4 protein-coding genes and 1 pseudogene are annotated in these 10,706 nt (G+C 44.0%); 3 read left to right on the top strand and 2 right to left on the bottom strand.

All coding sequences use genetic code 11. The annotated features are described in order from the left end of the window. Nucleotides 1-2,699: pseudogene (locus ABDV94_RS09930) on the bottom strand (T9SS C-terminal target domain-containing protein); the annotation flags it as partial. 19 nt (nucleotides 2,700-2,718) lie between these two features. Further along, nucleotides 2,719-6,501 (bottom strand): carboxypeptidase regulatory-like domain-containing protein, encoded by a 3,783-nt coding sequence (locus ABDV94_RS09925; RefSeq protein WP_343606984.1) that lies wholly within the window; start codon nucleotides 6,499-6,501, stop codon nucleotides 2,719-2,721. 276 nt (nucleotides 6,502-6,777) lie between these two features. Between ABDV94_RS09925 and ABDV94_RS09920 the strand changes: the two genes are divergently transcribed. From ABDV94_RS09920 to ABDV94_RS09910, 3 genes are all read left to right on the top strand, one after another. Continuing rightward, nucleotides 6,778-7,365: a 4'-phosphopantetheinyl transferase superfamily protein gene (locus ABDV94_RS09920; protein ID WP_343606983.1), complete on the top strand. Its 588-nt coding sequence runs from the start codon at nucleotides 6,778-6,780 to the stop codon at nucleotides 7,363-7,365. Further along, on the top strand, nucleotides 7,349-8,089 hold the full coding sequence (locus ABDV94_RS09915; protein ID WP_343606981.1) for a geranylgeranylglyceryl/heptaprenylglyceryl phosphate synthase: 741 nt from the start codon (nucleotides 7,349-7,351) through the stop codon (nucleotides 8,087-8,089). Before ABDV94_RS09920 ends, ABDV94_RS09915 begins: the two co-directional genes overlap by 17 nt. Before the next feature lie 283 nt (nucleotides 8,090-8,372). Then, nucleotides 8,373-10,568 carry a M43 family zinc metalloprotease gene (locus ABDV94_RS09910; protein WP_343606979.1) on the top strand — a complete coding sequence of 732 codons (2,196 nt, stop codon included), beginning with the start codon at nucleotides 8,373-8,375 and terminating at the stop codon, nucleotides 10,566-10,568. Nucleotides 10,569-10,706: the final 138 nt, after the last annotated feature.

Genomic DNA, 10,706 nt, shown 5'->3' with positions numbered 1-10,706 from the left:
CCTTTGTACTCTGCTGCTGCTGTTCCGTTTCCGGATACACCTGTATAGTCGCGGAATTCACAACGGAAGTATCCTCCTACCACGTTCAGCGGGTCGATTACTTTGACGTTGATCGGGCCCCCGTTGTAGTCGTATTCCAATTCGCCTAAGAATCCGTTGGATACAATCGCATTCTCTGATGCCGTTGTCAACTGCAACTCACGACCTCCGTTTCCGGTTCCGTCCAAACGCGTGATGCGAGGAGTTTGTCCGTAAGAAGAATTCGCCTGAGATCCACCCAATTCAGGTGAAATGTTGTGCGGGATTGCAGGGATTCCTGACAATGTAGATCCATCTGCATTGATACGGGAACGCAAGTACGGTTTTTTCTGTCCGTCTAAGCTGTTTGCTTCAGTCGGATCGTACGTTTTGTAGTTGTTGTAACCATATGCTACTGCGATATAGTAATATGTCTTGAAGTTCACCAGTTTACGGTCACCGGAAGCAAACAAGTCTTCCGTAACACGGAACGTATGCTTGATCCCTTCATCGGCTCCTTTTACTTTTTCAACCGGGAATGAGTATCCTAATTCCTCGTCGAATTCAAAGTTCACCAAACGCTTCACTCCGTTTTTAATGTCACACTGAGCAACCAAACGAGCTACTGTCTGATCATCCAAATCTGTTACACCAACAGATGCGTCTTTCAATTGGAAAATCTGGTATCCTTCAAAACGGTAGAATTTATCGTAAATGATCGGGTTACCGTTCGGCAGTGTATCGCCAGCTCCGGTTGGATCCACGATATTGATGATATCCTCTTCGGTATACTTCTCATTGAAGTTATTCGAGTTTGCAGGGTTATCCAACATAATGATCAGCTCATTACCCAATTCCTGGATCGTCATCACCGGTGCACTTGGCGGCTCCAGGATACGGAAACAGTTATCAAACAATGCCTGAGCTTTTGTATCGGCAGATTTCAATGCGTTCACTGAAGAGAAGATCTGTCCTTCGTAGCTTCTTGCGTAAACGATACCAACAGTAATGTTGTTTACCGCTCCCGGACGAAGGGTGAATGGTCCTGCTGACTGCACGAAACGACGGTCACCGGAAGGGTTGGATGTAGAACCTGTTCCACATGGTTCAAACTCTGACCAGTTAAATCCTGGGTTTGTTCCGGCTGTAGCCCAGTGCAGGGTATCGGAATCTGCCGGGAACATGTAGTTTGTTTTGATGCTACCTACACATGGTGCTCCAGGGAAACCTGTTCCACCATAGTAAAGCTGATCTCCAAACTGCCACAAACCTTGCATGTAGTTGTAAAACTGAGCAGTTGTGCTTGGATCTGATTGTCCTGCAGGAGCGTTTGTTCCTGTATAGATGGTAAAGTTACGCATCCCGTAACGCTCGTTATCCGCGATTCCGTCACCGTAACCGATTCCCAAACCTTTGTATACAATCCCTTTGTTCGCGATTGCATTTGCCACTGTAGGGATGTTCCACTGACCCATTGAGTCAACAACTGGTCCCGGGTTATCTACTCCATCAGCATCCTGGTAAGGACCTTCGAAGAAGTCAACACCGATTGCAGGAGGGTTTTGTCCGAAACCTGGACGACCGGAGTTCGGCTCATCATTCAAGTCACCGTTGTACATGTAGCTCAATCCACGAGTTACGTCACAACCAGCATAGTCATCGTTGTAGTTTCCTAAATCGGCATCGATGTACTGAGAGAAGTACGTATTGTACAATGTTTGTGTACCACGGTTGATCAACTCGTAGTTGTAGAACGTCATTTTGTTGATTTCGTCATCCGTAGCGAACGCGAAAGCTTGTGCGTGGATTTCCATCCCGATCGGTTCACCCTGAGATTCTGTGTGGATGTTTCCTTTATCGTTGAAAACCCACCAGTAAGTCTGGTCACCAAACAAGGTTACACGACGGTCAGAACCACACTGAACATCATCACGACCTAAGATGTCATCATACCAAGGGTAATCTCCATCTTCCGGTTCGTAAACCATGTCATTGTCATTATCATAGAATGGAGCCAAAAACTGGTCTTGTCCACGACCGATGTCACCGTTTCCTGGCCACGCGTTGATCTGAGCCATGGTCTCATTGCTCGGCGCCGGACAGTCTCCGGTTGTACATTCGTTGTACGTAATGAATGAAATAACTCCCGCTTTGGAGATCGTGAAAATGTTGTCATACAACAAACACTGATCCGGGTCGATTGTTCCTGCTCCGTAATCACGGCGTGCAGTATCTCCCTGCGGAACGGATGGATCGTAGTTTCCTGTTCCGAAGTTTACTGTCAACGGACCAGGCCAAAAATCATTTCCATCCTGGCGGAACTTCACAGCAGCCAGTTTCAGCTGACCGTTCACGTCGGTTCCCCCCATCCAAAGTGCACCTGCATAAATTGTTGTTACTGCAGTTTCACTTCCTTTTTTCTTTGGAACTGTATACGTAGCCAGGTTATTTGCACGGTCAAGGAACAAAAGCCCTCCCGTTTCCAGCTGGCAGCTTACGTCATTAAAGTCCATTGTCAGACGGTAATTCGCAGGCGCACAGTTTGCGGCCTTTGTCGTTACCGTGGGCTTCGGTTTTCCTCCCGACTTCCCACTTTTCTCAAAATCATGATTGTATGCGCTGGCCTGACCAACGAAACACATCGTAATTGCGAGTGATAAGTATTTAAATGTTCGTCTCATACTTTAATTTTTTTCTTTCTTAGAAATCAAACTTAACTCCTAAGCGAATTGTTCTTGGTGCACTGATGTTGTATGGATTTGCCACTTTCATTGCATAGTAATCTCTGAAAGACTGCTCATCCAATTGGTTCTGAATGGAAGTCTGGTATTGAGCTGCAGCCAAATATCCATCATCATTCCAGTTACCAGTTGCTCTATAAACACCCAGAACGTTCATTGTATTGAAAAGGTTGGTAACACGTAAATAAACTTGCAAATAAGTTGATTTCTTTTTGCCTTCTTTTCCAAAATCAATTGGGAACATACGGTCTAACTGAAGATCCAAACGGTATTGCCAAGGCAAACGAGATCCGTTAACTGTACCAGTAATACCGGAAGTATTCGGGCTCAACAAAGCGTCTCCTGTAATACCTGTCTGAGAAGTATAAGGCGATCCTGAGTAAATGTTTGTAATCAAGTTCAAACCTGTGTTCTCCAAAATTTTCGCATCACCGATCATTGGTCCGTTGTAATCAGCACCTTCACCGTAACGGTAGTCGAATGTGATTGCGAAGTTATGACGCTGGTCATATGAATAAGGGAATACACTTCTCAAGTTTGGCAAACCTGCTGTCTGAAGACCTGTCAACAAGGTTGCAGCAGAAGTTGCATCGGAACCTGTACCATCAGCAAACTGCAAAGTATAAGCAGCTGTCATACGAACGTTACCTGTTCTACGCAAGTCATAAGAAACCGTCAATCCTTTCACTGTACCAAAGTCACGGTTACCATATGTACGATACGTATTCGGGTAAGCTTCAAACACGTTCATCAACTGAACATTGTTACGCTGCTCACGGTAGAATGCTGAAATCTTCAGGGAAGATGTTTTAGTCAATACCTGCTGGAATCCGATCTCGTAATCGATCGTCTGCTCAGGCTTCAGGTTCGGGTTGTTAATCGTATTTGTACGTGCTTCGATGAACTGGTAATCGATCGGGTTAAAACGCACACCTGTTGTAGGGCGTTTTGTCAAGATGTCATAGTGAGCAAAGAACGAAGCTTCGTCTGAAATCGGGAACGAGAATGCGATACGAGGCATCACGTTGATCTGTGGCTTGTAATCCTGGAATGCATCTGCACTCACTTTGGAGTTTGTAGCTGCAGAAGGATTTTTCAACCAAGGAGAGATCCCTGCAACACCACGGATCAGTTTCGGATCTTCGATCGGAATACCGTTCGCATCGTACCACTGGTCTCCGTTACGGAATCCGTTGATTTTTGTAGGATTGTTCACATCGTCTACATATACTACATAATCATCACCCATCGAAGAAGGGATCACCATGTTTGCATATTTCGTAGGATCTCCTGAGATCAAAGAACGTGCTTCCTGTACATTGTTTGCCGTATACACCAGGTACTTATCTTTCAATACCGGCTGGTTAGCGTCAAATACGTCTACACGAACCCCAACGTTGAATACGATATCCTTGAACGCAAACTTATCCATGATGTAACCAGCGATGTATACCGGCTGGAATGCACCGATGAAACGTTTGTAGTTTCCGTTTGCATCAAATTCGTTGAAGTACTTGTTGATGTCTGTATTTCCTTTTACTTTTTTCCCTGTGTGGTCGTAACCGTAGTAGCTGATGTAGTTGCTACCCTGGTTGAACAACTCATCTGCAGAGAACATATCCAAAGAGAATGTGCTTGGATCGTACTGGTCGATTACCACGTAATCAGTTCCTGCAGGATTCAATCCTAATTTCTGACGCAGGTTGTAATCGAAGAATGACTGCTGGTCATTGTTCTCCTGACCTCCGTATTGTCCTGTTCCGGATGTGTAAGCGTAACCTGTATTCAAACGGTCGTAGCTGTATTGCTGGTATGAACCGAAGTTTACGACGTGCGGATTGGATTTATCCAACTCTGTCAAGTGGCTGTTTGCGTACAAACGTGCCAATGACCACAAACCGATCGGACCGTTGTCACCGCTTCCCCAGCCTCTGTCCCAACGCTGTTCGTACTCAAATCCTAAGGAAATAGAGTGGTCACCAACGTTAACAGATCCGGAACCTGTGATACGGAACTGATCCAATTCCTGTTTCCCGAATGAGTTGTTTGGTGTACCGAGATTGTACCAGATACCGTAAACGTTTGTAGGGATATCACCGTTTCTCAATGCACGACCTGCACTCACCTGAAGCAATGTTTCATAGTGTCCTGTAGGATCGTTTGCATAAAGGTCAAAGTAGTTTTGAGTAATTGAAGCCAATGCAGCATTTGACTGAGATGCCTGGAACTGTACCAGGTATTCTTGCGGAACAGCAGTTTGGTAGTAGTTACCATCTTTCTGATCGAACTCATACGTTGTACGGTAATTTCTGGTGAATTTACCTACGTGTCCGTAGCTGAACAAGTCGTACTTATGTTTTTTGTCATAAGATTCAACTTTCGTTTTAGAGTAGTCAACCATCAACGAGTAGAATGCAGACTTCACTTTGGAGCTGGATCCTTCTTTGTTGTTGGAGAAACGCTGAGTAAAGCGTCCGTATACACGGTAATCCAACTGGTTGTATACTCCGTAGTTTGTAAAGTTCAACAGGGAGTTGTTGTAATCGTAGTTACTTCCGTAAGAATAGTTCAGGGATCCACCGAATGTTAAGTTCACGGATGGTCCTGTATTCACGTCAATTTTAGCAGAAGCAGAAAGTGTAGAACGCGCTGCGTTCATTCTCCATGCTGTTTTCTCGAAATCACTTGCACGCAAATAGTTTGCATTACTGAAAGTACCGTTTCCTGTAGAGCTCGCTCTAACCGGGTTTTCCAACAAGTAATCTCTTGCTTCTTTTTTAATTCTCCAGCTTCCTCCGTTCAACGGGCGACTATCCAATTCATTGGTATAGTTCACAGAAAGCAGGAATCCTAAGATTGGTTTCGTTTTCTTTCCTGTAGAGTCTTTTCTCATCAACAGCGGTCCGGAAAGCAACCCTTCAACCAGGTTGTATCCGTATTTATCCAACCCGATTACTTTTCCGTCGTAACCGTTCGGATCTTTCCCTTTAAAGTAGAATCCGGAAGTTACTCCTTCAAGCGATCCGAAATACTTAGCAGACGGACCACGGGTTGTTACTGCGATAATACCTCCGGTTACGTCACCGTAGTTTGCTGGCAAACCTCCGGTAATAACGGATACCTCTTCGATAGAGGATTTTGGCAGGTTAGAAGACCCACGAACTTTGATACCATCGATAAAGAAGTAAGTACCATCCGAACGGGAACCACGAACGGAAATGTCTCCACTTCCTTCATCTGTCTGTACCCCACCTACAGTACTTGCAACACCTGCTGCAGAACGGGTAGGCATTCGGGAGATGTCCTCCCGGGTAACAGTAGCTCCTGACGGACCTCCATCTTTATTAATCAATGGAACCTTGTAGGCCACAACGACAACTTCCTCGATTTCCTTCGCACTGGTAGGAAGTCCGAGAGCAGTATTGTCCAGGAAGGTGATACGGTCAGCGTTGATGACAACTCCTTTAATCGCTGTCGGCTGATAGCCCTCTCCCGGATTACTGATCTCAACGTCGTAGGAACCTGGCGTCAACGAGTTAAGCTGGAATTTCCCATCCATATCGGTGGTAGTGTTCCCCTTAACTGTTCCATTTTGCTTGATGACTACGATACAATCGTATATAGCCTCTTTGCTGTCCTTGTCGATAACGCTACCACGGATGGTTCCCAAACCTGACTGGGAAAATCCATAAGTCACTGTCAACAAGATACTTGCAAATAACAAGTTGAGTTTACGTAACATAAGTACAGTTTAATTTTACATCATTTTTATTGTAACAAAGCGTGTAAATATAGTAATTTTCGATTTGTTAACATTTCCTAAAAAACTTTTCTGTTTTGTAACAAATTAACGCCCGTTAACTCTTTATTAACTTTTGGAAGCGCCAAAAGCCTTTATTTTTAAGGAATTGTGATGCAATATTAAACCGCGCGGAATCGTTTTATCCGATTTCTGACATACCTTTGCAGGATGCCGGAGATTTCAATTATTAATTTAAATGCGGTTTCTATTTATTTAATGGAAATCGATTTTTCGCGCTTTGAATACTATCAATCGGACTTCACAGCCCAGGAGCAATTGAAAATTGAAACGATCCGCAATCCGGGAAAACAACTCGAATATGCTGCGTCCAGGTACCTGAAACACCACATTTTCGGTTCCAAAAACATTGCTTACGATTCCACCGGCGCTCCCTTTATCGAAGGAGTCGGGTTTATTTCCCTGTCTCATACCAGTTCATACGTAGCTGTAGCAGTGTGTTCAGAGCATTTAATCGGTGTGGATATCGAGGAAATCCGGGAGAAATCCATCAAACTTTCTGCCCGCTTCATCACCGAAGAGGAAAAAGCATTCTTCAATCAGGAAGACGAAACCGACATGTCGACTCTTTGGTCTCTGAAAGAGTGTTTGTACAAGCTTTCCGACCGCAAACAACTGCTTTTCCAGAAAGACATTCTCGTTTACCGGAAAAACGGAACCTTGTACGGCAGCATCCTGAAAACAGACGGGATCTACGAATACGAACTTCAGTCAACGCGTTTCCGGAATATTTTAATATCTTTCAATGCGGGTAAAGGAAAACTGATTCATGAACATTCTAGCTAAAATACATTCCAAAACGGGCCAACTGGCCTTGCTGATCGATCCCGAGAAAACAAAAAACGAAGAACATCTTTCGGAACTCATCAAAAAAGCGGAGTTTGCGGCTATTGATTTCTTTTTCATCGGGGGAAGCACCGTGACACGCAAAGAAATTGAAACCGTGGTATCGTTTGTGAAGGCGCATTCCGTGATTCCCGTTGTGCTTTTCCCCGGCTCCGGAAACCAGTTATCCGAGCAGGCAGATGCACTTTTATTCCTGAACCTGCTTTCGGGAAGAAACCCGGATTTCCTGATCGGACACCACGTTTCCTGTGCAGAAGAAGTCCTGGAAATGAAGATTGAAGTGATCCCTACCTCCTATTTACTGATCGACGGCGGCAAGATGACATCCGTGGCATATGTCAGCCAGACGACTCCCATTCCGAGAGAAAACAACAGTATTTCCCTGAAAACGGGGATTGCCGGATACCTGATGGGACAAAAACTCACCTATTTCGATGCCGGAAGCGGTGCCCTGCATTCCGTTCCTCCCCGGCTTATCGAAGAACTCAAGAAAAAAATTGATACTCCGGTCATTGTTGGCGGCGGCATCCGTTCCGTGGAGCAAATCGAAGCCTTTAAAAATGCGGGCGCAAACGTGATTGTGATCGGTAATAAAATCGAAGAAAACATTGATTTCCTGCTGGATATCGAGGCTTATCAAAAAAGCTCATTTCGAAACGATTAACGGATAAGAAACCGTTCAATCAGCATCAAACACACTTCACTAAATGAATCTTTATTTAATCTTAGTGTTAAAAATAATTGAATTATATTTACCCGTTGTGAACGAATGAAAACGAGTGGCTTCGTGTCTTTAAGCGGTTTTTAACTACCTGACTTAAAACACATTAATTAAGTAACAAAGCCAAAAAAGCCCTCCGATTCAAAACGTCCGCAAGTGCGTCTTTATCAAGGTAAAACGTACAAATAAGTTGAAAAACAATGTTGAATCTATTAAATTGTTAAACATGCGCAAAAATTTACTTTTGGGTGTATTTTCTTTAATTGGTGTGATTTCGACTGGGAATTCTTTTGCCCAGGAAACTCATCTCAGTTGTGGGTCAAGTGCACAAATTCAAAAATTATACGCTGAAAATCCGGGATTAGAGCAGGATTACAAAAAACTATTGAACAGATATAAAGAAACACGAATGATTCGCGGGAAAGCAACAACAATCCGCGTGATTCCAATCGTTTTCCACATCGTTCACGAATATGGATCTGAAAACGTAACAGATCAGCAAATTCAGGATCAGATGGCTATTCTGAACAGAGATTACCAAAAACTGAATTCAGATACGGCAGTCGTTGTAACTCCTTTCGACACGATCATCGGAGATGCATTCCTCGAATTCCGCCTTGCAACGTTGGATCCTTACGGAAACTGTACCAACGGAATCGAGCACATTTACAGCCACATGACGAATCAGGGAGATGATTACTCCAAACTAAATCAGTGGGACAGAGACAAGTATCTGAATATCTGGTTGGTAAAAACAATCGGTTCTCAGGGAGTTGCAGGTTACGCATACTACCCTACAGGTGTTACCGGAACAGGTTTCTGGAGAGACGGTGTAATCATCTTGCATGACTATGTAGGAAGCATCGGAACAAGTAGCCCACTGCATTCCCGTGCATTGACACACGAAATCGGTCACTGGTTAGGTTTGTCTCACCCATGGGGAAATACAAACGATCCGGGTCTGGCTGCTAACTGTGGTGAAGATGACGGTATCGACGATACTCCGAACTGTCAGGGTATGACATCTTGTAACCTGAATGCAAACACGTGTCAGGAAGTTGATACTGTAAACGGTTACTGGCATTTCGACGTAAAAGACAACGCACAAAACTTCATGGACTATTCTTACTGTTCTACGATGTTTACCAAACACCAGACTGAGTTCATGAACAATGTACTGGATCAGGAAACCAGCGGACGTAACAACCTGTACACAGCGGATAACCTGACTGAAACAGGAACAAGTTCATTGACTCCTGTAACATGTATTCCTACAGCTGATTTCTACATGGATGCTAACGGAACTTCCGGAAACACCGGAGCTAACGCAAACGTAATGACTGCTTGTGTTGGTGACCCGATCGCATTCAAAGATGCTTCATGGAAAGCAGGAATCACTTCCTGGTCATGGAACTTCCCTGGCGGATCTCCTGCAACATCTACCTCTCAGAATCCAAGCGTAACTTACAGCGCACCAGGATGGTACAATGTATCATTGACTGTTACAAACTCTGCAGGATCTGATACTAAAACAGTAAACAACATGGTTTACATCCAGGGAGACTGGGCTGAAATCACTGGTCCTAGAGTAGAAGATTTCAACCAAAACGCAAACTTCTGGATTTCTTTCAACCCTGAAAACAACGACGCTTCTTTCAACCGCGTTGCAACAGGAGGTCGTGGAAACACAGGATGTTTCAAACTGAACAACTTCAAAGACATCAGCTCTGCAATGGCATTTACAGAAGATTGGTTCTATAATGACCGTCTTGGAAACTCTAAAGATTACTTGATTTCCCCGGCTATTGACTTGAGAAGTACTTCTAACGTAAGCATCTCTTTTGATTACGCATACGGTACAAAAGCAACTGCAAGTGCTGACATTACGGAGAAATTGGTTGTTTACTCTTCTAAAGATTGTGGAAAAACATGGACTCAGCGTCTTTCTTTGACTGGTGCTGCTTTGGTAACTGCAGGATACGTTGGAAATTCGGATTACACTCCAAACAACGACCTTCAGTGGAAAACTGCAAGCTTCAACTACACGGCAAACGCTTCAGACAACAAAACGAAGTTCAAGTTCGAATTTACAGCTTCTGATTACTCTTCAAACCTGTACATCGACAACTTCAATATTTCCGGAACTCTGGGAATCGAAGATAACGGATTCACTTCTTCTGTATCTATCGCTCCAAACCCGGTTGCTTCAGGTTCTGATTTGACAATCGAAGTTCCTAACAGCGAAATCGGAATGAAACTGATCGTGATGGATTTGAAAGGTGCAATCGTTTCTACAACTGAGGTTCCTGCTTCTTCAGGTACTCAGACTGTAAATATCCCGATGAATGTTGCTCAAGGATGCTACATCCTGAATGCCGTTCAGGGAACAGCTAAATCTACTCACCGAGTGGTAGTTTACTAATAACAGATTCAACTTATATATAAAAAATCCCCTTGGCTCAGCCGGGGGATTTTTTATTTCTACCCCACCTGTCAAAAGAACACAACCGATTGCTTTTCCAATCAGGCAATTCAATACAAATCCCCGCTTCAAAACCAT

Source organism: Fluviicola sp., assembly GCF_039596355.1.
Lineage (GTDB): Bacteria > Bacteroidota > Bacteroidia > Flavobacteriales_D > Crocinitomicaceae > Fluviicola.
This window is presented reverse-complemented; position numbering and strand designations above follow the sequence as displayed.